Source organism: Bilophila wadsworthia ATCC 49260 (assembly GCF_000701705.1).
In the GTDB taxonomy this organism is placed as follows: Bacteria; Desulfobacterota; Desulfovibrionia; order Desulfovibrionales; family Desulfovibrionaceae; genus Bilophila; species Bilophila wadsworthia.
In genome coordinates this window covers 118,125-141,806 of sequence record NZ_JNJP01000005.1, presented here as the reverse complement: position 1 = coordinate 141,806, position 23,682 = coordinate 118,125, and the positions used below count along the sequence as shown (strand labels likewise).

At 61.1% G+C, this 23,682-nt stretch carries 14 protein-coding genes; 10 read left to right on the top strand and 4 right to left on the bottom strand.

The window, feature by feature from the left end:
* The first annotated feature begins 17 nt into the window (after positions 1-17).
* The 7 genes from T370_RS0104105 to T370_RS0104070 all read left to right on the top strand — a co-directional run bounded on the left by T370_RS0104105 (position 18) and on the right by T370_RS0104070 (position 11,733).
* On the top strand, positions 18-1,910 hold the full coding sequence (locus tag T370_RS0104105) for a TRAP transporter permease (RefSeq protein WP_029434842.1): 1,893 nt from the start codon (positions 18-20) through the stop codon (positions 1,908-1,910).
* Positions 1,911-1,984: 74 nt separating this feature from the next.
* Positions 1,985-2,989, top strand: a complete 1,005-nt coding sequence (locus T370_RS0104100) for a TAXI family TRAP transporter solute-binding subunit (RefSeq protein ID WP_029434841.1) — start codon at positions 1,985-1,987, stop codon at positions 2,987-2,989.
* A gap of 183 nt (positions 2,990-3,172) precedes the next feature.
* The gene (locus tag T370_RS0104095) at positions 3,173-4,039 is read left to right on the top strand and encodes an amidohydrolase family protein (RefSeq protein ID WP_005024511.1); all 867 of its coding nucleotides are present in this window, start codon (positions 3,173-3,175) and stop codon (positions 4,037-4,039) included.
* 381 nt (positions 4,040-4,420) lie between these two features.
* Positions 4,421-5,455 carry an acyltransferase family protein gene (locus tag T370_RS0104090; RefSeq protein ID WP_029434840.1) on the top strand — a complete coding sequence of 345 codons (1,035 nt, stop codon included), beginning with the start codon at positions 4,421-4,423 and terminating at the stop codon, positions 5,453-5,455.
* 378 nt (positions 5,456-5,833) lie between these two features.
* A complete protein-coding gene (locus tag T370_RS0104080) occupies positions 5,834-6,322 on the top strand; it encodes a type III secretion system chaperone (protein WP_029434838.1) in 489 nt (162 codons plus the stop codon).
* Positions 6,323-6,493: 171 nt separating this feature from the next.
* Positions 6,494-10,129 (top strand): hypothetical protein, encoded by a 3,636-nt coding sequence (locus T370_RS0104075; RefSeq protein ID WP_029434837.1) that lies wholly within the window; start codon positions 6,494-6,496, stop codon positions 10,127-10,129.
* 440 nt (positions 10,130-10,569) lie between these two features.
* On the top strand, positions 10,570-11,733 hold the full coding sequence (locus T370_RS0104070) for an MFS transporter (protein WP_029434836.1): 1,164 nt from the start codon (positions 10,570-10,572) through the stop codon (positions 11,731-11,733).
* A gap of 157 nt (positions 11,734-11,890) precedes the next feature.
* On the opposite strand, the gene T370_RS0104065 is transcribed toward T370_RS0104070, so the two are convergent.
* Together T370_RS0104065 and T370_RS0104060 are read right to left on the bottom strand one after the other, a co-directional pair.
* The gene (locus tag T370_RS0104065) at positions 11,891-13,300 is read right to left on the bottom strand and encodes an OprD family outer membrane porin (RefSeq protein WP_081847478.1); all 1,410 of its coding nucleotides are present in this window, start codon (positions 13,298-13,300) and stop codon (positions 11,891-11,893) included.
* Positions 13,301-13,538: 238 nt separating this feature from the next.
* Positions 13,539-15,704 (bottom strand): EAL domain-containing protein, encoded by a 2,166-nt coding sequence (locus T370_RS0104060; protein WP_029434834.1) that lies wholly within the window; start codon positions 15,702-15,704, stop codon positions 13,539-13,541.
* A 457-nt stretch (positions 15,705-16,161) separates the two neighbouring features.
* On the opposite strand from T370_RS0104060, the gene T370_RS0104055 reads away from it, so the two are divergent.
* From T370_RS0104055 to T370_RS0104045, 3 genes are read left to right on the top strand one after another with little or no spacing between them, the layout of a single operon-like run.
* Positions 16,162-16,812, top strand: a complete 651-nt coding sequence (locus T370_RS0104055) for a response regulator (RefSeq protein WP_016360884.1) — start codon at positions 16,162-16,164, stop codon at positions 16,810-16,812.
* Positions 16,805-18,451: an ABC transporter substrate-binding protein gene (locus T370_RS0104050; RefSeq protein WP_029434833.1), complete on the top strand. Its 1,647-nt coding sequence runs from the start codon at positions 16,805-16,807 to the stop codon at positions 18,449-18,451. Before T370_RS0104055 ends, T370_RS0104050 begins: the two co-directional genes overlap by 8 nt.
* Positions 18,448-20,316 carry an ATP-binding protein gene (locus T370_RS0104045; protein ID WP_029434832.1) on the top strand — a complete coding sequence of 623 codons (1,869 nt, stop codon included), beginning with the start codon at positions 18,448-18,450 and terminating at the stop codon, positions 20,314-20,316. Before T370_RS0104050 ends, T370_RS0104045 begins: the two co-directional genes overlap by 4 nt.
* 456 nt (positions 20,317-20,772) lie before the next feature.
* Here the strand turns inward: T370_RS0104045 and T370_RS0104040 are convergent, their stop codons facing one another.
* Positions 20,773-22,047, bottom strand: coding sequence for an MFS transporter (locus tag T370_RS0104040; RefSeq protein WP_029434831.1), 1,275 nt, complete (start codon positions 22,045-22,047; stop codon positions 20,773-20,775).
* An 18-nt stretch (positions 22,048-22,065) separates the two neighbouring features.
* Entirely contained in the window at positions 22,066-23,667 is a 1,602-nt protein-coding gene (locus tag T370_RS0104035; RefSeq protein ID WP_029434830.1) for an amidohydrolase, read from the bottom strand.
* Positions 23,668-23,682 lie beyond the last annotated feature (15 nt).

Below are 23,682 nucleotides of genomic sequence, written 5' to 3'. Positions count from 1 at the left end.
GACCGGAGGAGGTCATCATGGTTCCCGTTTTCGACCGCAGGAAACTGCGCCCGCTCATCCTCGCCCTCGCCATAGCCCTCTGCGCGTTCCAGCTCACGACCTGCACGGGCATGTGGCTGCTCGATCCGCTGATCGTCCGGGCAACGCATGTGGGGCTTGTGCTCTCCATGCTGTTCCTGTGGCGCTCGTCCAACCGGGCCTTGCGCAAGAACCCCCGGCCCGAACCGGCATGGTCGTTCCTGTTCGACATCCTCATGATCGCCATGAGCGCCGGGGCTGCGGCGTACATCATCACAAACTTCTCCTACATTCAGGACAGGATGCCGCACATCGACGAGCTGACGGCATGGGATCTTTTCTGGGGTGCCGGGCTCATCATCGCCATCCTTGAGGCCACCCGGCGTGTGGCGGGCCTCGCCCTTGTGATCGTGTCCGGCATCGCGCTGCTGTACGCCTTCTTCGGGCACCTCCTGCCCGGCAACATGGGGCACCTCTACCTCGCCCCCAACCAGATCATCGAATCGCTGTACCTGCTCAACGACGGCATCTGGGGGTCCTCCATCGGCGCTTCGGCCACGATCATCTACGTGTTCATCCTGTTCGGCGCACTGCTCGAAAAGACCAATATGGCCAGCGTGTTCCTCGAGCTCGCCTGCCTCGTCACCCGCAACGCCAAGGGCGGCCCGGCCAAGGCGGCCATCTTCGGCAGCGCCCTCTTCGGCAGCGTTTCCGGCAGCGCGGCGGCCAACGTCTACGCCACCGGCACCTTCACCATCCCGCTCATGAAGCGCGTGGGCTACCGGCCCGAATTCTCGGGCGCGGTCGAGGCGGTCGCCTCCTCCGGCGGCCTGATCATGCCCCCGGTCATGGGCAGCATCGCCTTCGTCATGGCCGAATACACCGGCATCAGCTACCTGAGCATCTGCAAGGCCGCGCTCCTGCCCGCCGTGCTCTATTACCTATCCCTGTTCACCATGATCCACTTTGAGGCGCTCCGGCACGGGCTCGGCGGCACGCCGTCCGATCTCATCCCCGAACTGCGCTCCATCAAGCGCAAGCTCTACTACCTCGCGCCCCTGGCCCTGCTCATCGTCCTCATGATCGCCGGAAGGAGCATCATCTTCTCGGCCCTGCTCGCCTGCGCCGCCGTGGTTGCCCTGTCTTTCCTGAGCCCCGAAACACGCCTCACCCCGGCCCGTTTCCTCGCCGCCATGGAAAACGCGGCGGCGAACCTGCTCATGATCGCGGCGTGCTGCGCCTGCGTGGGCATCGTCATCGGCGTCGTGACCATGACCGGGTTCGGCTTCAGTTTCGTCAACCTCATGGGCTCGCTCGCGCAGGTGCATATCGGGATCTTCCTGCTGGTGCTCGCCGGGACGTGCGTGATCTTCGGCATGGGCCTGCCCTCCCTGCCCGCTTACATCCTCGTCGCCACCTTCGGCGCGCCCGCGCTGGTGCAGGCCGGGGTCCCGGTGCTCGCCGCCCATCTGTTCGTCATGTACTTCGCCATCTCGTCCGGCATCACCCCGCCCGTATGCCTCGTGGCTTACGCCGGGGCCGCCATTGCCGACGCGCCGCCCATGAAGACGGGCTTCACCGCCTTCAAGCTCGGCATCGCCGCCTTCATCGTCCCCTTCATCTTCATCTTCGAGCCCGCGCTCCTGCTCATGGGCGACTGGGCCACCATCCTGCAGGCCGTGTTCACCGCTGTGCTCGGCGTCGTCTGCCTCGCCTCCAGTATGCAGGGATGGCTGTTCACCGAATCCTCGCCCGCCGAGCGGGTCATGATGTTCGTGGCCGGGATCGTGCTCGTGTACCCCGGCCTCCTCACCGACCTCATCGGCTTCGGCACGGCCAGCCTCGTCTTTTTCATCCAGATCGCACGCAAGAAGCGGCTCTGCGCCGCCTGATCCGCCCCAGCTTCCGGGCTCTTGCCCACAAACCTTCCACCGGGCCACGGCCCACATACCCAGAGGAGTCCATCATGTCCCTCCTGCACAAGGCCATAACGCTTTCCGGCGCTTGCGCCATCGGCCTCACGCTCGCCTTCGCCGCCCCAGCCGCGGCTGAAGACGCCAAACCCATCAACTTCCGGGCCGTGGGCGGCGCGGTGCTCGGCGGCACATGGAATGTCGGCCTCACCGGGGTCGGCAAGCTGGTCAACGACCGCTATCCCGGCAGCGCCATCAACGTGCTGCAGGGCGCTTCGGTCAGCAACCCCCTCCGCCTTGAACAGAACGCCGCCGACGTCACCCTGACCCAGACCTTCAACACCGTGGCGGCCCGCGACGGCAAGGCCCCGTACAAGAAGCCCCTCAAAAATGTGGCTTCGCTCGCCAACATGAACGACACTTCGCGCCTGTCCATCATCGTCTCCGCCGATCTTCCGGTGAACACGTTCGACGAACTCATGGAAAAGAAACTGCCCGTCCGCCTCGATCGCGGGGCCAAGGGCACCCTGCACAACGTGGTCGGCGCCATGCTGCTGGCCGAATACGGGTACACCTACGACGACATCACGAAATGGGGCGGCGCACACACCGCCGTTTCCGCCAACGACCGCGTGGGTATGTTCCAGGACGGCACCCTGAACGCCTACCTGACCCTCGGCCCCGGCCAGCAGTCCCACATTCAGGAACTCGTGCTCAACGCCAAGGTGAAGTGGCTCCCCGTATCCGACAAGGTGCTCAAGAGCGTCACCGCCAAGACCGGGCAGTCCATCGGCGTCATCCCCGCCGACTTCTACGGCGGCGCGGTGGGCAGGGACATCCCCTGCATTACCGACTCCACGGTCATGCTCGTCCGCAAAAATATGCCGGACGCCGATGTCTACAAGATCACCAAGGCCATCGTGGAAGGTTTTGAGGAACTGCACGCCGTCCAGCCCACGTGGAAGACGCTGGTCCCCGAACACATGGCGGATAACCTCGCCCTCCCCCTGCATCCCGGCGCGGAGAAGTATTACCGTGAGGCCGGCATCATCAAGTAGCCCCCTCGCCCGATCCCCTTTCCCGGCCCGTTGTTCCCACGGGTCGGGAATCCCTTCCCGAATCAACGAAAACCCGGCGCACATCCGAACCCGCTTGATCGGGAAACGCTTCCGAAAGCATCCGGCAACGCTCCCGTGTCCAGCGGCTTTCCGCCGGGCCTACCACCGCAAAAGGACGACATCATGGTCATCGATTTCCGTATCCGCCCTCCGTACAAAGGCTTCATGAACCTCGGCATCGTCAGGAACTGGCAGTCCGTGCCCGACGATCCCCGCAAGATGCGCCCCACCGGGTTTGAACGCCTCCCCGTCCCTTCGATGGAGCACGCCTCCGTGGACATGCTGGTCGACGAAATGAAGGCCGCCGGGATCACCAAAGGCGTGCTGCACGGGCGGCACACCGGCAACGCCCGTTACGGCGACGTGAGCAACGCCGAGGTCAACGAGCTGCTGCTCCGCTATCCGGGCCTGTTCGTAGCCCTCGCGGGCATCTCCCCCAACGCGCCGGACGCCCTTGAGGAGATCGAACATTGTGTCCGCGACTGGGGCTTTAAGGGCGTGGCCCTTGATCCCGGCTGGTGCAGCCCCGCCATGTACGCCACCGATCCCAAAATCGAGCCCATCCTTGACCTCTGCCAGCAGCTCGGCGTGTTCGTCAGCATTACCATGAGCGCCTACGGCGGCCCGGATCTCAGCTATTGCGATCCCACGCCGCTCGTGCCCATGCTCCGCAAGTTCCCCAAGGTCAACGTGGTCATCCCCCACGGCTGCTGGCCCAAGGTGCAGGAGGCCGTGGGCGTGGCCCTGCTCTGCCCGAACCTCTACCTTGCCCCGGACTGCTATTTCTTCCTGCGCAACATGCCCATGCGCCACGAATACGCCAATGCTGCGAATTCGTTCCTCAAATACCGCTTCCTCTTCTCCACCAGCTATCCCATCCGGGGATTCGCGCAGGCCATTGAAGACTGGAAAAACGCCGGGCTCGAACCTGAATCCCTCCAGCGCTCCCTGTACGACAACGCCGCCGAGCTGCTCGGGATTTCCGGCTGATCCTTCCTGCTCCGCACAGTATTAAGATGCGGCGGGCCGGGGGAAGGGAAACTCTGAGAGCGGGGAACACCCGCCCAGGTTATCCCTTCCCCCGGCCTCCTTCTTTTCCAACTGGTTCCGAATGGTGGGGAACTGACTCCGGGGCGTTCCGATACGCATCAAAAAGGATGGAACGGGGCTCTCCACGGCTCGCACCTTTCCCCCTCTCTGACCACACGTACCGCCGGGCATTCAGCCTCTGGCCGATGCGCTTTTTTCCCCGAAAATCCGCCGTGAAACCCGACCGTTTCCCTTGTTTACACGGGGACCCTCTCCAGTATATGGTGTACCAATCAAAGCCCTGTGCAACAAAGGGCTTCACGGTATACAGGAGAGCTCTTTATGGAAAAACAAGGCTTCGATCTGGCGATGCACTATTTCAGGGCGTTCGCCATCTTTTCCGTTATAAGCGTTCATATGTGGATCGTGCCGCCTCTTGAAGGCCACGAATCCATGAGCCGTTTTCTGGATATGCTCCGTGGCGTCCTGTTTCATTCGAGCACGTTGTATTTTGTCTTCATTTCAGGTTATTTGTTTCATTTTTTGGCTCAAAGGAAATTCGACTTACGGACATACTACAGAAAAAAACTGCTCAACGTCATTGTTCCGTATGTGATCCTGTCCGTTTTTTTCACAGGATACGCCTTCTTTTGGTATTCCTATACGGGAGAGGTGCCCCGTTTCACCAAGCTGGCGACGGGATGCCGGGAATTTTTCCAAGCGCTGCTGTACGGCGACGTGGTCCTGACCTATTGGTACATCCCGTTCATCGCCACGATATTCCTCGTGAGCCCGCTTCTGTTGCGCCTCAGTGAGGAACGGTTCGCCCTGCTCACGCTGTTCACCGTCTGGATCCCCCTGCTCATCCCCCGGACGGAATTGACAAGTTTCTTCCACAACTACGCATTCTTCTTTCCCGCATACCTGCTCGGCATGTTCTACTCCATGAACCGGGACCTGATCCTCGCGTTCATCGCCAAGCATATCAAAATCCTCGTCGCCTTCTCGCTCGTCTTCACCGCACTCCTCGGCATCAATGCCTATGAGGAAATCCTGCCGAACATCGAGGCCGCCTATTACATGCAGAAAATAGCCATCGGCGCGTGCGTGGTCCACTTCCTCGAAAAGATCAAACACATCCGGATCACGCTCCTCGATCTCATCGCCACGTACAGTTTCGCCCTGTACTTCCTGCACGACTTCATCCTGTTTACGTTCCAGAACCTGTTGTTCACCTTTTTCGGCATCCTCCTGCCGGAAAGCCTGTTCTTCGTGTCCCTGTTCACGTTTTTCTGCGAAGTGGCCCTCTGCCTCCTCCTGATCATGGGCATCAAAAAACTGCTCGGCCGCCGCTCAAGGTATGTCATCGGCTCCTGATCCGGAGCCCAACCTGCATCGGCCCGTTCCGTGGTGGCGGGCCGTTTCCGTAATGCTCCCGCGACGGGCCTCACAGGGCCGGCAGCCGCGGCAAGAGGCCAGAAGCCTGTCCCGGTGCGGCGGAGGCCCTCTCCTCCGATAAAGCCGCCGCCACTCCCCGGCCCTTCACGTCCATCCCAAAAACAGGCATAATCACGTGGCGATCCGTGAACACTTCTCCGCAGCCCGGAACCGGTATCCCCTCAAACAAAATTTCTGCGCTGCAGCGGCTTCCTCCGGTTTTTTGGATCGCTTTTTGCTGATTCCCTTTCATAAGGATACGTTCATCAACATTATTGGCATCCCAGAATGCCGTACTCTCACCGTTTAGGAGAAACCATGAACGCGACGCCGTACATTGAGGCACTGGGCAAAGAAACAGGCATGGACATCACCTTGTCCGCATCCGGGGCCGCCGCCCTTTCGCTCGGAGGGCGGAACCTGCTGATCCAATGGATCGAAGCGACGCACTCCTTCATCGTATATGTTGAAGTCGGCGCTCTCGGCGGCTGGCGCAACGGCGAAATCTGCCGTCTGCTGCTGGCCTCGAACTTCCTCCTCGCGGACACGCAAGGCGGCGCGCTCAGCTATAACGACGCCACCGGCATGGTGGGGCTGAACTTCCCGATCCCGGCCTATGGGCTCGACACCGGGGATTTCCTCAAAACCGTCAACAACATCGTCCTGTTCTCGGAAACATGGAAAGCCCGCCTCGACGCCATGAACAAAGAACAGGAAGCCCTTACGGAACAGGCGCAGCAAGCCGTCCTCGAAGGAGGGGAAGCCCCGGAGCCGTCTTTCACCGCCGGGCAATTCCTCCGCGTCTAGAGCGTTTCAGAAGTGCCCCAACGCCGGAATCTCCGGTGCGCCGCAATATGGCGTGCATCCAGCCGAAAACGATATTGATGCAGGAAAGCCATAAAACGGCGCGCAGTTCAAAGGTAACCGCTCTCGGCTTCGTACCGGACACCGCATCTTGTTTCAGCTATAGGAGGCCGTATGCCTGTTTCCCTTCAGCAGTTCTTCAATAGTGCCAACACGGTTGGCGATTCCGCGTCTCTTTTTCTTCAAAACGGTGGTGAATCCGTCGGCGATACTTCCTCGCTGCACGGAATCCATAAGCTTTCCCGCAGCGCCAAGGCCGAAGAAAACCGTGCCACGGTCACGGCATTCTTGAACGCCCTTGATCAATCCCCGCAGTTCCACAACATCAACGCCGATATACGGGGAATGCTCAACGCGAAGCTTGAAGGGGGCAAGCCCCTCACTGCGGAAGACGTCAAACTCGTGCGCGATTCAGTCCTGTATGACGAAGCTCTTGCCGCAGGCCGCCAGCTCGCCGACGGCAACGCGCTTCCTGCCGGGCACGCCACCTCCTTCGCCCAGTTCGCGCTGGTCCGCAATCTGGATCTCGGCAGTCCGCAGGGCCAACGTGACGCCGTACGGACGTATCTTTGCGAGAAGGTCATCCCACAAAATGTCGGTGTCCTCACGCAGCTTCCCGGCCTTGGAACGCGCGGCGCGGCCATGACCACGGCCCTCACTCGCCTCAACCAGCCCCTCGCGGGCGCCAACGGCTTCTTTGCCCACCAGTTGCGGGCCGATATGGAAGCCCACGGGACCGAAGGCGCCTTTACCCGGCTCCAGACGGCCTTCCGCGACGCCAATGCGGCGGACATCGATATCCTGTCATCGCTGAAAGACGATATGCTCGGCTTGTTGCCGCAGCTTCCCAACGGCAAGGACATGATCGCCACGCTCAAAGAGGCTCTTCCCACGCTCGGGCGGGACAACATGCAGGGGCTGGCCATGAGCTTCGCCACAAACATGCCCACGCTTGCGACGCCCGCCGAACGGCAGGATGCCGTGCGCGGCTTCATGATGCGGACAGCCGGGAAGGCGGAGGGCATACGCCAAGCCATGACCCTCGCCGGATTGCCCCAGAACTTCAGCTCCGCCCTCGCCAACAACCCTGCCGTGATCAAACATTGCACGGCGCTGCTCAACGACAATCCCGGACCCGGCGTCTATCCGTCTCAAGAGCGTGTGGCCGAGGCGATGGACATCGCCGTACAAGTCTTCGTGGAAGACAACCTGCCCCTGCTCCGCGAGTTCGCGCTCATGGCGCAGGACCCGCCGGGCGACCTGAATCCGCCGGTCACTGCGGAAACCATGCCCCGTTACATCAACGCCATGCTCGCGGGCGACGTGATGGTGGAGCAGCTCCTCAACGACAGCGTGCCTATGGATGCCGCCTTCCTCGAACGCATCGCCGACCATGCCGACGCGCTTAACTCGGCGGCTCACAGCTTCAAGGGCGATTACGGCGCGGACGACATCGCCGCCGTGCTCCGCAACTCCGTCTCCATGCTGTTGGCCCGGCGCGGGGTCACACAGGACATGCTCCCCGATCTCATGAAAAACGCGGTGGACAAGTTCGGACCTCTCGCCAACCAGTTCGCCACGCTCAACGGGGCCATCCAACGCGGCCTCGGCGGGATGCGGGGCTTGGAATTCCTCAAGGAAGGCATGACCCAGTTCCGCAGCCTCGAAGGACACGCCAGAGCGCTCATCAGCCTCATGTCCCGCGAACAGAAAGTCGACATGGGGATCGCAACGCCCGGTGACGTCGATCCGCAGTCCGAAGAAATCCAACGGCAGGATGGGGAGCTCTTGAGCGAATTCCTCGAATCAAAGTTCGAGGTATTTGGAGATACGGAACAAATCCCCGTTATGCTGCGGGAGTTCGCCCGCTCGCACGGCCTTGACATCCCCCGGCTCAGCACTACGCAGCACAGCGCCCTGTCCGGCGCCAACCGGGAAACCTTCAACGCCGTCCTGGACGAGCTCATCCCCGAGCAGGGACACGTCGTCGAGGCCAACACGGACGCCTTCCGGGCCGTTTTCGATTCGATCAACGAAGATGGCGCGCTCGCGGGCCTGAGGCCCGACGCCATCAATCCGAGGCCGTTCTATCAGGGCGTCAGCCAGGCCCTTACACCCCTGCTCAACGCGGCCAATGAGGAAGGGAACGCCGTCGACGCGGCACAACTGCGCCAGCTCGCCGGAGACGTCATCGGAGCCGAACTCTTGGGCCTCAAGGACACGTTGGACGACATCGGCGCGCTGCCCGCCGAACGGTTCAGCGATGCGGACAAGGATGTCATGAAGGAGATCGCCCAGCGCTACGGCGTGCGCGATGCCGGAGCCATAGCCGAGGCCTTCACTGCGGCGAAGGAACTGCCCGTGCCGACCGGGCTCGTCAATCTGGCGCGGCTCGATCAAACTCCGGGGCGCTTCACGCAGGCCGTCATGGACGTATCCGAACGGTTCTGCGCGTTTCATGAGCGCTATGCGCAACTGCCCGGATCCGAAGATCTGCTCCCCATGATGTGCGACTTCATCCTCGAAGGCATGACGCCGGACGAACTCGCCAATGTCTCCGCCAACATGCAGTCCGACATGGCACACAAGCTCGCCGGGGCCTGCCTCCATATTGTGGGGCACCCGAGAGCCCCGCGTGATACCGCCCCGCTGATGGGCGCGACGCAGATCATGAACAACCTGCGCCAGAACGCCGAATACCGGCTCGGGCACAATCCGCAGGTCGATCCCATGTATTTTAACGACGAAATCAATCATCTGTGCGAGATGCCCGGTGACGCGGAATCCCCTCTCAGCCGTCTCGGCCGGTTTGCCCCCGGCGTCATCACCGATTTCGACGTCCAGATGAATCGCCATGCCGAACGGCTCACACCGCAGCAGTGGGAACAGCTTCGCGGCATCCATACGCAGCTTGCCCAGACAGCTCAGGGCGCGCAGGATTTCCTGCTTCCGTACTGGGTGGAATCCTCGGTTTCCGACCTGCTCGCCGCTCTGGAGGCCAACCGCGGCAAGCCGCTTTCCAACCGGCAGATCTGGGATGCCATGGTCGGCGGCCCCATGCCCAGGGTCATCAGCGCCGAACACTTCGGCGCGGATCTCATCAAGTCCGTTTCCCAAATGTATGTGGGCCTGCTCCAGGCCGCGGCACCGGATATGCCTCAGCCGGTAATGGACGCCGCACTTATGAACAGCAGCAGTTTCGGCCTGAGCCCCAAAAAGCTCATCGCCTTGACCCGCCCCCATGCGCATATCTCTCTGAAAGACATCTCCGTGGCTACGGGTATGGGCTCTCTGAGCGGCATTGATGAGGAAACGGCGTATGGCCTCGTGACGGACTTCCGTCGCCGGGGCAAGAATACAGTCATGCAATTCGAGGATCGCAACGGGAACGGCTTCGCCACCAGCCCGTTCAGCATCTCCGATGAGGAAAATACATCGGAAAACCCGCATTTCACGGAGATCATCGGCCGGGTGCGCGGCATGACCCACTCCGAAGGGCAGCTTGCCCGGGTCATGCAGTGTTTCTCGCAAGCGCCGCTGATCATGCCCCGTGTCCTCAGTACATGCTTCCCCGGCGTGGAGTTCAGCGAGCACGGCAATTTCTCCGTTTCCGCCAAGGAACAGCAGGACGGCTCCGTCCTCGTGGACATCACGTCCGATCCGGCGTTGCCGCTCATCCTCGACATGCAGATCCGCGTTGGTACGGATGGTTCCCATACCTTTGAACGGCTCGACATGAGCAGGCCGTAATCTTCCTTCCATAAACGGGCCTCCACGCGGCCCGGCACGAAAACCGCCTCCAGGATTTATCCGGGAGGCGGTTTTCACTGATGAAGAGGGAAAGGACGCCCCCTCCATAGCCGCCCCACAACGCGCTGGAGCGGTGAGCTTCGCACCCTGACTAGCCTTCTCACGCCCCCGCGCCTTCCCTATCCCCTACTCTTTTCGTGGGGCCAGAACGTCCAGAAGAACACGCAACAAGGCGTCACCCCGGCACAATAGACGCTATCACCCCTTTCGCCCTTCCATAATCCCCCGGCGCACCTTTGTTTTTTACCAGAAAGAGCCTTGCTTTTTCGTCTGAGATTTCCCACTATCCACTGTGCCGTGGCTGCCGCGTCGGCCCTTCGCGCCGCCGGGAACGCCCGCTTCCCCTCATCCGTCCCCGCCTGCGGACAAAGGTCATCGTCATGGACAAAAAGAAAATTTTCCTTGTGTCGCTCGGGCATCTGTCGTGCGACATAAACGGCGGCGCGTTGCCCGCCATCCTGCCCTTTTTGATCACCGCGTACGGTTTCGACTATCAAGCCGCCGCCGGGTTGATGTTCGCCTTCTCCTGCCTCTCCTCGATTATTCAACCGGCTTTCGGCTATCTGTCCGACAAGCTTTCCAAGCCGTGGTTCATTCCCGTGGGCGTCCTGCTGGCCGGGGGCGGGCTGGCTTCCATCGGCTTCCTGCACAGCTACTGGGCCATTTTCGCGGCCATTGCCCTCAGCGGCGTGGGCGCGGCCCTGTTCCATCCCGAGGGCGCGCGTTTCGCCAATAAGGTTTCCGGCGCTTCCAAGGGCACAGGCTTGAGCCTCTTTTCCATAGGCGGCAACAGCGGTTTCGTATTCGGCCCCATGCTCGCGGTAGCGGCCATCGGCGCGTTCGGTATGCCCGGCACGTCCGTTTTCGGCCTCATAGCCCTCGTCATGTCGGTCATCCTGCTCTACCAGATCTCGCACCTCTCGGGCATGAAGAAGACCGAAACCGAAAGCGCGAAAGCTGCCGGGGAAACCGAAGAGGTGAAAAACAATTGGAAGGAATTCTCCAAGCTGACGCTGGCGATCATTTCCCGGTCCGTCCTGTTTGTGGGCTGTAACACCTTCATCCCGCTCTACTGGATCCATAACTTCGGCCAGTCCAAAGCTGCCGGGGCCGCGGCTCTGACCTGCTTCTGCACGTTCGGCGTCATCAGCAACTTCATCGGCGGGATGCTCTCGGACCGTTTCGGCTACCTGCGGATCATCCGGCTCTCCTACGTGGTCCTGATCCCCTCCATCGTCCTCTTCGGCCTGGTGGACAATCTCTATGCCGCTTTCGCGCTCCTGCTGCCCCTCGGCTTTTCCTTGTACGCGCCCTTCAGTTCAATGGTCGTGCTCGGGCAGAAATATCTGGCGAAGAACATTGGTTTCGCTTCCGGCGTCACCCTCGGGCTCGCCACCAGCATGGGCGGCATCGTCGCCCCGCTCCTCGGCTGGATCGCCGACGGCTACGGCCTGCCCCGCGCCATCCAGAGCATGACCATTGTAGCCGTCATCGGCACAGTGGCCGCCTTCCTGCTTGTCTCGCTCAACAGACGCACGGACTGAGCTGAGAAAACATTTGGGAAGGGGGAGAGGGGAAACGCTCAAAAACATTTCCCCTCTCCCCCTTCAACGGCTTTCACTTTTATCGAATCCCTGTTCGCCGCGTTCCCGGAAGCGGGCGGTTCCGGCAGAGCCGCTGCTTTTTTCGGGATTACAAGGCTCACAGCGAAAAAGGGATCCCTATAAGCAGCTTGAGATCGCGTTCGGACTGGAAGGCGTTCCGGTATGTGCCCCAGCTCGGCTGGGCCGTACCGTTGCGGTATTCGGTGTAATGCAGCTTGACGAAAGCCCCTTCAAGCGGGCCGTCGGGTTTCACATAATTGAGATCGAAGGTGAAAGCCCATTCCTTGAGGTGCTCCGCCGTACCGTGGCCTCTGCCGTCGAAACCGAAAGCCGCGCCCGCGCCCGCCGAAAAGCCGGCTATGGGAAGCAGATCGTCGAGGGTTCGCATTGCACCACAATAGGCGGCCTTTTCGTTGTCGGCATTCCAGTCGGAACGGGCATCCCACCACACGTCGAACGCGCCGCTGGAGCTTCCGCTGCGGTCGGTCAGGCGGTACGCGAATTGCCCCTGGCTCTGAGGCCCGGACATGGGAGCGCGGACGTAGGTGCCCTCCAGCCGGAAAGTCCACGGCGGAACCTCGTATTTTCCGAACAGATAATGCAGCGAGGCGAGGCCGTCGAAATTGTCGTTCTCGCTTTTTCCTGAATCGTCGCTGTCGTTCATGAAATAGGCATGGTAACCCACGGTGAGGGGGCCCGCGCCGCCTCCCGTTCGATAGCTGCTTTTGAAATGCGCGTTTTGCAGGTGATCTTTGGATGCGCCGTATCCAAGTTCAAGCGTCAGTCCGCTTTCGAAGGCGTACCGTACCCCGGCGCTCCACAGCCACGGTACGGACGTTTCGCCGTCGTTCTTGCGGAAACGGTTCATGTTGACGAACCACGGGGATTTGTATTCGTCGGCCCACGCCGCCGCCAGCGACAGCCGCCCAAAGTCGGCCCCGGCGTTCACGCCCCTGTAGGTGCCCGGCATGATGGACCAATTGACCCCAAGCACGCCCGGCCCCGTGGGCTGGAACCATCCCGCCTTGGCCCATGCGGGACCGGCCTTGGCCTTGAGCGCGGCCTTGTACACGGATACGCCGTCGTCGGTGCGGCGCTTGCTCCAGTCGGGGTGCCACGGATCGCCCCACGGCTCGAAGCCCATTTCGTGATCCACCGCTCCCTTGTTCATGAGATCGTGCGAGCCGAACACGCCGAAATCGAATCCGAGCCAGCCGCCCGCGAATCCGGAGACAAAATCCGCGTTCGCTTGCACCGAGGCGTGATTGAGGTTTGTCCCGTACCGGCCTTTGTCTACGTCGTAACGCCTGCGGTCGCGCCGGAAGAAATACAGGCCGCCCGAAACCTCCGCTTCATCGAAAAAGCGCGTCCCGGTGCGGAAGGCTTCCCGCGAGTCCAGCCCTTGCGTTTCAGGCGCGAGATCTTCGTTCGCCGCAGCGGGAACAGCGGTCAGGACAGCCAGCAGTGTGTACGCAACCGCCACAAAGAAGAGGCGCAGACGCGTCATGACTCCGGCAACAAGCGTTCCGATTTCCCGGCCAGCCGAAAAAGCAGGCAGACGGGGCACCCGGACGGAAAGGCATGATGGGGCGCGCCCGGTCAGCCGAAACAAAAACTTCAAGAAAAACTTGAGAGATTGCGCCCCCCGCCCAAAGGGGGTTGCGAGGGGAGAGCCGGATTGCCCCCCCCACGTTGGGTCCGCCCGCAGGATGTCCCCTCGAGAAACACGTTGCTTCAGGCCGACCTTACGCACCGTTGCCGCCGTTCCTCTTTTGGATGAACTGGAGGCAATCGGAAGGCAGGAGCGACTTGCTGTACAGGTAACCTTGGAACACGTCGCAGCCGAGTTCGCGGAGGAGTGCGGCCTGTTCCTCATTCTCGACGAACTCCGCCACACTGAGCATGTTCCGCGCCCGGCAGAGGCGGGTGATCGAAGCCACGATATCCGAACAAATCGAGTTCGTGACCACTTCCCGGCTGATCGCGCCGTCGATCTTGACCACGCTGACGGGGAATTGCTTCAAATACTTGAGGGAACTGTGCCCCATGCCGAAATCGTCGATGGCCACGGGGAACCCCGCGTCGTAGACACGGGAGAGGATATGGCTTTCCGGCTTATCGGAATCCAGCGCGCTCGACTCCGTAACTTCCACTTCCATCAAAGAGGGCGGCAAATCGTAACGGGCCGCGATGTCAAGAAGCTGCTTCGGGAAGGAACGCTCCAGCTGGAGGGCCGAAACGTTGACCGCCATCGTGAGATCCGTGATTCCTGCGTCGAGCCAGCTCTTGCGCACCTGACAGGCCGTCTCGAAGACCCACAGCCCGATGGGCCGGATGAGCCCGGAATCCTCGGCCAGCGCCACGGTAATGGGAGCCGGGATCAGCCCATAGGACGGGTGCTTCCAGCGGATAAGCGATTCCACGCCCACAACCCTGCCGGTTCGGGAACAGATCTGCGGCTGAAATTCGAGGAACAGCCCTTCGCCATGCCGGTAGTCGTACTCAAGATCCGTAATCAAGCTCCGGGCAAGGGACCCCGCATCGTCGTTGTGGTCAAGGCAGCGCCGGGAAGAGTCCGCTGTGGCGCAGGAGCGGCGGAGCAGGCTCCTAAAGGCATCGTTGATTTGTTTTACCTTGATTTTATTGGCTATAAGGACAAACGGCGCATAGATGAGCACGCCCACCACGAGATTCGCCAGCTGCAACGCCGAACCGCTCAGAGAGCCCGTGGACAGGTAGCCGTTGAGCAGGATGGGGGTGGTCCACTCCGTCGCCACGTTGGTCCCCGGGACCAGCCCCGTAGCGACCGCGACGTAGCTGATCGCCGCCAGCAGGACCGGCGTGAGCAGAAAAGGGATCAGCATAAGCGGATTGAGCACGATAGGCAGGCCGAACAGCAGTACTTCGTTGATATTGAACAGGCCCGGCACAAGCGAAAAAATCCCGATTTTACGGCTGGCCTGCGTCTTGCCGAACAGGATCAGCGCTCCGGCAAGGCTGATGCCTGTCCCGGCCCCGCCCATGAATACGAAGGTGTCCATGAACGTCTTGGTCATAATGTGCGGCAGGGGCTCCCCGGCCGCCGCCGCCACTTCGTTGGCGAGCATCGCCGCGCCGTAGATGTCGTGGGTGATCGGATCAAGGACGTTGGCCCCGTGGATGCCCGCGAACCAAAGGGCATGGAGCGAAAGGATATACAACATGCCCCGCCCGAGCCCTTCCCCGATGGCGTCAAAAGGCATCCGGATGATCTGATACAACGCCTCATGCAGAGACATGCCCACAAATGTCTGCATGGCCGCGCCAAGGGCCGCGAACACGAGCACGGTCAACATGCCGGGGATGAAGGCGTTGAAGGCCTGCGGGATGGCGATATCGGGAGTCCCCCCCGGCAAATGCAGGTGCAGCCGTTTGATGGAAAAGAAATACAGGAACAGCCGGGTGGCGAACACGCCGACGAGGATCGCCACAAACAGCCCGGCGACGCCGAGCCAACGCCGGTTGAGCGCGTCCCCGTCCTGCTGGAGCAGGCAGAAGAACGCCGTAAAGGCCACAAGACCCGCGATGACCGGATTGGCACGCAGGACCGGATTGTCATGGTTGAACTGGTCCGCCAGATGGTGGCCGATGGAGAAAACCATGATGAGGGACATCACGGAAAAGGTGGCGTCTTTCAGGATTTGCCCAAACATTCGCCACTCGGGGCCGAACTGCCGGAACATGAATTCCTTGTAGGCATCCAACGGGAAACTGATCAGCAGCTCGGCAAGAGAGCCGAGGAACATGAGCGGCAGGGTGACGATGAGCGCGGATCGGATCGCCGCCAGCGTGGACCAGCCGGAAACGGCTTCCGCCAACGGCAGCAAAAATTGTTCAATGACGTTGTTTATTTTTCGTAACTGAGATGTCATGCTTCCTCCCGTACGCGCTCCTCAGCCGGAGCGGGATCGAAGATGGCAGAGGGATGCGTACGGATTCGGTTCGTTGCCGGAAAAGAAAGGGAACCAGGCGGTATGCTTCCTCATCTTCATGAGTATTAGGATGTCACAATGCCCCCCTCCCGGCAAGCGAGAGCCGCTCGGATATACCGGTCCCGAGGCGAAAGGCGTGGGGCGGCCGTCTCCCTGGACAACGGATCGCCAGATCTGTCCACCGGATAAACTTCATCATGATCAGCGAAAAAAAATAGGGGGCGGCCTTGCCGATACCACGCGGAGGGAAGCCTGTCGCAGGAATGCCCGTATCCCTCAGCCTATAGAGGCTGCGCCTCCTTTTCCTTTTTGCGGCACTGCATTATACTCAAAAAAGCCGTGGCATTTCGGCACCGGCGCATCCCGGACGTAAAGCGTCCGCACACGGAGAAACGACGTGCCATCTGTATTGATAGTCGAAGATCACGCCCTGTTCCGCAGCGGCCTGAAACAGCTCATCGGCATCGAGCCCGGCCTGACGGTCGCGGGCGAGGCGGGGGACGGGCTCGCAGGCATCCGGCTCGCGCAGTCGCTCCGGCCCGATCTCATCCTACTGGATATTTCCATGCCCGAACTCAGCGGCGTGGAGGCCATACCCCGTATCAGGGAGGTTGCGCCGGGAGCGCGCATCCTTATCGTTTCCATGCACGCCACAGCCGGGCATGTACGCGCGGCCCTGAAAGCCGGAGCCGACGGCTACCTGCTCAAAACGGCGGACGAGGACGAGTTCCTCGTCGCCATCCGGGCCCTGCTCAAGGGAAGGAAGTACATCAGCACTGAGCTCACCGGGTCCATGATTATTTCATACGTGGACGGCAACGCCGAAGCCTCCTCGAAAGCCGACTCCCTGACGCCAAAGGAAAAAATGGTGCTGAAACTCATTGCCGAGGGCAACAGCAACAAAGATATCGCCGCCAAGCTGAACCTGTCGGTCAAGACCATCGACACCCACCGCACCAGCTTTATGAAAAAGCTTGATCTGCATAATGTCCGCGAAGTTACGCGCTTCGCCATGCAGAACGGACTTGTAGGTGACGGCATTGACTAAGCGACTCCGCCGCGCCGCCCCGCGCCTTTCGGCGGCCTCTCCGTTCCCGCCCGGAACGGGACGCCCCGTCCGCACGGGCCATGCATACCTGGCGGCCTTCTTGTCCGCGGCCCTGCTGCTTCTCGCCCTGTACGCGGCTCCGGCCTCCGCCTCTCCGGAAGACAACAGCCTCATTGTGGCGCTGGAACGTTTTCCGCCCGGTTTCAACCCCGCCGTAGCCAGCGGCAGCCTGACCAGCCAAATCGGGGCGCAGCTGTTCGCCGGGCTGGTCCGTACCGGAAAGGACGGCCCCATACCCTATCTCGCGGAGTCATGGGAAATCGATTCCCAAGCCAAACGGTTCCGGTTTCATCTCCGCAAAGGCGCGACCTTTCATGACGGCACCCCGATCACGGCCAATGACGTGGCCTTTTCCATCCGGGCGGCGCAACGGCACCATCCTTTCCGCTCCATGCTCGAAGCCGTGGACAAGGTCGTCCCGGTAGACGACCTGACGCTCGATCTGGAGACGTCCATCCCGCAGCCCGCCCTGCTCAAGTGCTTCATCCCCGCGCTGGTCCCTGTCCTGCCCGCCCACATCTATGGGGACGGCACGCCCATCGACACCCACCCCGCCAACCTGCGGGCCGTAGGCTCCGGCCCGTTCCGCCTTGCCTCGCTGGAAAAAGGGAAAACCATCGTCCTCGAACGTTACAAAGGCTTTTTCCTCCCCGGCAAGCCGCGCCTCGACCGGATCACCTTCCGCGTCTATTGGGACCAAAACGAAATCCCGCTTGCGATCATGCAGGGCAAGGCCGATCTCTACGCCTTCTCTTCCCTGTCGGATGAAGAGCGCATCTTCCGCTCCAATCCGGCCATTGAAGTCACCCGGGACGAGTTCTCCCTGCTCCATCCCTTCGCCCTGCTGACCTTCAACGTGCGCAACCCGATTTTCCGCTCGCCCGAAGTCCGCAAAGCCCTCGCCATGAGCATCGACAATAAGGCGCTGGCTCAAGCCGTGCCCGGCGGGGTCCGGCCCATGTACGGCCCCATCCCGCCCGGCTCGGAGTGGCATTCGCCCGTATCCACGCCCTACGATCCCGATGAGGCCAACCGTATCCTCGACCGCGCGGGGTATCCGCGTAACGAAAACGGCATCCGCTTTACCGTGGAAATCGATTATGAGCCTTCCGCCCAGTTTTCGCTGTCCATCCTCAAATACCTGCAAAGCCAGTTCATCCGGACCATCGGCGTCTATTTCCGGATACGCACGGCGGAAGACCCGGGTTCATGGGCGGACCGCGTCACAAGCGGCGCGTTCGACGTGACGATGGACGAGCTGTACGGCTGGCACGACCCCGCCATCGGCATTGAGCGCATCTACGCGACCAACACGGCGGCGATCCTGTGGTCCAACATGAGCCATTACAGCAACCCCGAAGTGGATGCCCTCTTCCGCTCCGCCTCAGCCGAAAAGGACCCGGAAGGGCGCAAGGCGCTGTACGCCGCGCTTCAGGAGCGCCTTTCCCGCGAGCACGTCGCCCTCTGGCTCTGCACCATCCCCTACGCCACGATCCGCAACCGCAACGTCCTGCACGTCGCGGATCAGCCTTTCGGCGTCCTTTCACCGCTGGACGAAGCCTGTTGGAAACGCCCATGAGCATCATGGACAAGAGCATCGCCTCCCGCATCGCCCTGCTGCTCGGGCTGTTCTGCCTCGTGCTGTGCGCGTTCCTCATTTCGCTGCTCCAGCTCCTCAAGATGCTGTCCGAAGAGGCGGACGAAACCGTCAACGTCGCTTTGCCCAACATGGCCATCGCTTCCTACATCAGCAAGGAGAGCGAGTGGGCGAAGGGCATCCTCCACGACAGCATCCTGTGCCGCGACCGTTTCGTCCACCTCGGAGTCGTGCAGGAAATCGAGGCCCGGCGTTTTCCCGAAAACGTGCTGGAAAGCCTCGAAGCGCTTGCCGTCGATCCTGGGGTCAAAGAAAAGATAAAGAACAACTTGAATGAATTGAACGGAATCCTTGCGGGCACGAACCAGGCCGTCGCCCAACGCATCGACAACCTGCGCAACACGGAACGGCTCGTAAAGCGTATCCGCACCCTCAACGCGGACTTGCCGCAGCTTGAGCGGGAGCTGTACGCCTCGGGCATGAAGCCGGGCGATCCGGGCTTCAACGTCTGGAAGACCGCCTATTCCGACGTGCTCACCGCCATGCTCCTGCTGTCCATGCACCATGACCGGCCCTATTCCCTGCGCCTCAAAAGCGAAATCCGCACCGACGTCAAACGGCTGCTGCGCTCGGCGGAGGCCAGCCCCTTTTCCGGGCGTCTGAAAAAACTCTCCAGCGATGCGGCCACTATGGCCCTCGCGGAAGACGGCCTTCTTGCTCTGTATGAGGAATACACGGCGCTGGGAAGCACACTGGATGCCCTCAAGATCACCCATCAATATACCTCAAACAGCCTCATCGAGTCGGCCAACGCCGTTTCCCAGCAGTCATGGACGAGCATTCAGGCATCCAAAAAGACGCTCGCGGAGCGCTACGCTGTCATCGTGGCCACTGTGGGGGTGACCTTCTTCCTTGCCGTGTTCCTCGCGCTGTTTATCTACCGCTCCATCGTCCGCAACGTGGTGGACCCCATCAAGCGGCTGAACAATTGCATGCTTGACCGGGTGAACCGTATCCCGACGCCATTCCCCGAATCCGTGCGCTACGAGCTGGCGGAAATGACCTCATCGGTACGGTACTTCACATCGGAGATCGAGAAGCACGAACAGGAACTGCTCCACTCCCACGAAAATCTGGAAAAACAGGTTGCCGAACGCACGTGCGAACTCAAGGCGCTTTCCGAAAAGTTGCTCATGGCGCAGGAGAGCGAACGGTTCAAGCTCGCCTCCGAGCTGCACGACAACATCGGGGCCACGCTCGGCGCGATCAAGTTCGGCATGGAGCGTTCCCTTCGTTCCATCCGTTCCCTGCCCGAGCACGAACTCCAGCCGGACATCTGCGACACGCTTTCGACCTCGGTTTCATTGGTCAAGAAACTGGCGACCCATCTCCGCCGCATCCAGAACGAGCTTCGTCCGCCTCAGCTTGAGCTTGGGCTTGAGGCCACCATCGCGGATTTCTGCGAAGAGTATGAGCGCGTTTTCGCTCATATGCCGATTGAGCTTTCCATTGCGCTCGACGAGGAGAAACTGCCGCCGAATCTGCCCATCGTGATCTTCCGCGTCATTCAGGAAGCCCTCAGCAACATCGTCAAGCACAGCGGGGCGACCCGCGCCTCCGTTTCCCTCGGCATGGACGGCGACGCCCTCCGGCTCGTCATCAGCGATGACGGAAAGGGCTTTTCGGTCGCGGAAAAGCTCGCCGACGTGAGCGTGAAGTCCGGCCTTGGCCTCAAGAGCCTCCGCGAGCGTGCACAGCTCAGTTCCGGCGTTTTGACCATCGGATCGGAGCTTGGCAGGGGGACCATCATCGCCGTTGTTTGGGACGCTGCCGCGTTGCGCGGGTAGATGCCTCCGGCGGCAAGGGCTGCCGCCCTTGACCCGCCCGGGGGGAATGATTCCCCCCGGACCCCCTCAGGGCGCTCTTGATCCGGCAAAGGCCGGTCGCTTCGCTCTCCGGCCTTTGCCGGATCAAGAGCGCTCCGATTGCGTCAGATGTGCTGGTTGTACGGAGGAGGGATGATACTTCAATTAACGGTTGAAGGATTCCTTTCACTGCCACGACAAGTTTTTTCAGTTCCGTCAGCCATAACATAAACGCCCGGATGCAAGGGGGAGAATGCATCCGGGCGTTTATGTTATGGAGAATTTCCGTATTTTCTTGGCAAAAGATTCTATTTAATTGTAATAATTTGAAAAAGAACGACTGTTGTCAGGGGTTCGATAAAAAAGACTGAGGAGGTTCGGGGAGGGGGAAGATGATCCTTTTAAAGGGTCACCTTCCCCCTCCCTCAGTTCACTTTTTCAGGCCGTAACCTGAGCTTCGTTCCCTGCTTCGACTTCAACCTGACCGGAACGGAGCGCGCGTCCCTTGCGGTAGATGACGATGGCGACGCAGCACCCGAGAAGGCTGATGCCGGCGAGGAAGTAGAAGATGACCGAGTAGCCCTGATTGCCGTACACGTCGAGCCAGTGGCCGAACAGGGGGGGGAACAGGCCGTCAGGCAGGTAGCCGAGGAGGCTGATGACGCTGACCGCGATGCCGGTGTACTGGGGCGGGATGCTGACTTCTTCCATGCAGGCGAACATGGTCGTGTAGATGACGAGGCCGAAGAAGCTGAACATCATGGTGAGCAGGATGATCACGGCGTTGGACGTGCCCTTGGGCAGGGAGAGGATGACGAACAGCATCCCGATGATGACCAAGAAGCAGATGGCGAGAATCTTTGCGGCCGAGCCCATCTTGTCGGAAATATAGCCGCTGAAGGGTCCGGTCAGGACGCGCAGGCCAAAGGCGCGGATGGTCCCGAGCACGGCGCCGAAGGCGATGGACGCGCCGAGGACGTTGGTGGTGTAGGGGGTCATGTAGGTGATGCCGATGTACATGCCGTAGCCGCAGAAGATCAGGACGACCATCATCCACACGGCGGGAAGCTTCATGACAGTAAGCGCGCTCTTGAAGGGGTTCTCCTTCGGTGCGGGGACATTGTTGTTGTACGGGGTCTTGTCTTCCACGAAGAAGCCGACGGCGACGGCGGCGACGGCGCAGAAGGCGGACTGCCCGAGGAGCATGAGGTGGAAGCCTTCGATGTTGCTCGAACCATTGGAGTAAATCCAAGCACCTACGAATCCGATAATGGAAGAGAAGATGCCGGTGGTGCCGTAGAAGGTGCCGAACATGCGGCCCTGTTCCTCACTGCTGCCGGTGTCGCGGATGGCCTTGATCAGCGTAGGCCACTGAACCGTGTTCGCGGCAATGGCGAGCAACGCCCAGATGAGCTGTGCCGCGCCGTAGGAAGTATGGAAGGCAAAGTAGGCGTTCAGGCCGCACATCATGATCAACGAAAGGAGCAGGAGCTTCTTTGGAGACCCGCGGTCCGCGAGCACCCCGCCGGGGATATAGAGAGCCATGCTGACCGCGGTAAAGATGGTCATGAGCAGGCCGAGTTCGTTGTTGCTGGCTTGGGTGGCTTCGCGGAACACGTCGTAAAACTTGATCTGCACATACGGCAGAGCCATGGACGACGAGAAGGTGATGCCGAGCGCGAACAGGCGCATGTACTTGAGGAAATTCGACATGATGGGCTCCTGAATGGGTTAGGCGCGGTATACGGTCTTGCCGCCGACGACGGTCTGCACAACCTGCACGTCCAGCAGGTCGTCAGGGGCCGTTTCCAGCGGATTTTGGGACAGGATGACGAGGTCGGCGAGGTAGCCTTCGCGGATACTCCCCTTCACTGTTTCACCAAACATCGAATGCGCGGCGTTTACGGTCCATGCACGCAGGGCGTCGTAAACGGAAACACGCTGATCTTCGCCGAGGATCTTCCCGCTCTTGGTGCGGCGGGCGGTCGCGGCGTACATGCTGAGGATGGGATCAAGGGGCGTCACCGGGAGGTCGGTGTGGAGGCAGAACGGCATATTCCGCTTCTTGGCGCTGGCGACCGGGTCCATGCGCAACGCGCGTTCGCCGATGAATCTGTCACGGTGCAGGTCGCCCCACACATGCACATGCCCGACAAAGAAGTTGGCGATGATGCCGAGCTTCGCCATGCGGTCGAGCTGTTCCTCGGACGCCATCTGGCAATGGATGAGCATGTGCCGGGCGTCCGGGCGGGGATAGGCCGCCTGCGCCTTCTCTATGGCGTTGATGGCTTCCTCGATGGCGTTGTCGCCGTTGGTATGGATGGCGATTTGGCATCCGCCCCGGTGGTAGCGCTCCACGCGGGCCTGCAAATCTTCCGGGGTATGGTGAAGGAGCCCCTTTTCGTCGGTGCCGAGGTAGGGCTCCTTGACGCTGGCGGTGCGGCCCTGAATCGAGCCGTCGAGCAGCAGCTTGATGGAGCCGAGTTGAAGGCTTTCCGAACCGAACCCGGTCACCAGACCGCCTTCCATAAAGGGGATGTACCCGTAATCCATGATCACGAGGTAGAAGCGCAGATTGAGGCCGCCTTCCTTTTCCAGCTCATGGAAAGCCCGGAGGAGCTGCCACTGGTTGCCCATGTAGCCGATGGAGCCGTCCCCGATGCTGCATACGCCCTTGGCGTTGGCGGCGGCGATGCCCTTGCGGAATGCGCCCTTGTATTCTTCGACGGTGTACTTGGGGATGACGCTCAGGGCGAGATTGTACGCCTGTCCGATGAGCAGGCCGCTCGGGAGGCCGTCCGCGCCGAGGTGGATTTCGCCCTGCCCGCCTGCGGGGATCGGCGTATCCGCATTGATGTTGCAGATTTCCAGCGCCTTCGAGTTGACATAGGCGAGGTGCCCGCTGCCGTGCATGACGAAGACCGGATGGTCGGCACAGGCTGCGTCGATGTCCGCGCGCTCCAGGTGCCGCATCTCGGCGACCATGCTGTCGTTATAACCGTACCCGATGACCCATTCGCCCGCCTTCTTGGTCTTGGCGTTCTCGCGGATCATGTCCTGAAGCTCGGCGATGTTCTTGATATGGTAGCAGGTGAACTGGAGAAATTCGCATTCCGCCCAGTCGGTGACGTGCGCGTGGGATTCGATGAAGCCGGGGATGAGGGTCTTGCCCTCAAGGTCAACGCGTTCGGTGTCGTCCGTAATCTGGCGGAACACGTCGTCACGGTTCCCGATTGCGGCGATCCTGTCGCCGATGGTGTATACGGCCTCAACCGTATGCCCTTCAGCCTGCATGGTCAGGATCGTTCCGTTGTAGAATACCTTTCTGTCCATTGCTCGCTCCTCGTG

Bases quoted from the DNA above. Each gene is read 5' to 3' on its own strand.
- T370_RS0104105 (WP_029434842.1), top strand. From the start codon at position 18: ATGGTTCCCGTTTTCGACCGCAGGAAACTGCGCCCGCTCATCCTCGCC.
- T370_RS0104100 (WP_029434841.1), top strand. From the start codon at position 1,985: ATGTCCCTCCTGCACAAGGCCATAACGCTTTCCGGCGCTTGCGCCATC.
- T370_RS0104095 (WP_005024511.1), top strand. From the start codon at position 3,173: ATGGTCATCGATTTCCGTATCCGCCCTCCGTACAAAGGCTTCATGAAC.
- T370_RS0104090 (WP_029434840.1), top strand. From the start codon at position 4,421: ATGGAAAAACAAGGCTTCGATCTGGCGATGCACTATTTCAGGGCGTTC.
- T370_RS0104080 (WP_029434838.1), top strand. From the start codon at position 5,834: ATGAACGCGACGCCGTACATTGAGGCACTGGGCAAAGAAACAGGCATG.
- T370_RS0104075 (WP_029434837.1), top strand. From the start codon at position 6,494: ATGCCTGTTTCCCTTCAGCAGTTCTTCAATAGTGCCAACACGGTTGGC.
- T370_RS0104070 (WP_029434836.1), top strand. From the start codon at position 10,570: ATGGACAAAAAGAAAATTTTCCTTGTGTCGCTCGGGCATCTGTCGTGC.
- T370_RS0104065 (WP_081847478.1), bottom strand. From the start codon at position 13,300: ATGACGCGTCTGCGCCTCTTCTTTGTGGCGGTTGCGTACACACTGCTG.
- T370_RS0104060 (WP_029434834.1), bottom strand. From the start codon at position 15,704: ATGACATCTCAGTTACGAAAAATAAACAACGTCATTGAACAATTTTTG.
- T370_RS0104045 (WP_029434832.1), top strand. From the start codon at position 18,448: ATGAGCATCATGGACAAGAGCATCGCCTCCCGCATCGCCCTGCTGCTC.
- T370_RS0104040 (WP_029434831.1), bottom strand. From the start codon at position 22,047: ATGTCGAATTTCCTCAAGTACATGCGCCTGTTCGCGCTCGGCATCACC.
- T370_RS0104035 (WP_029434830.1), bottom strand. From the start codon at position 23,667: ATGGACAGAAAGGTATTCTACAACGGAACGATCCTGACCATGCAGGCT.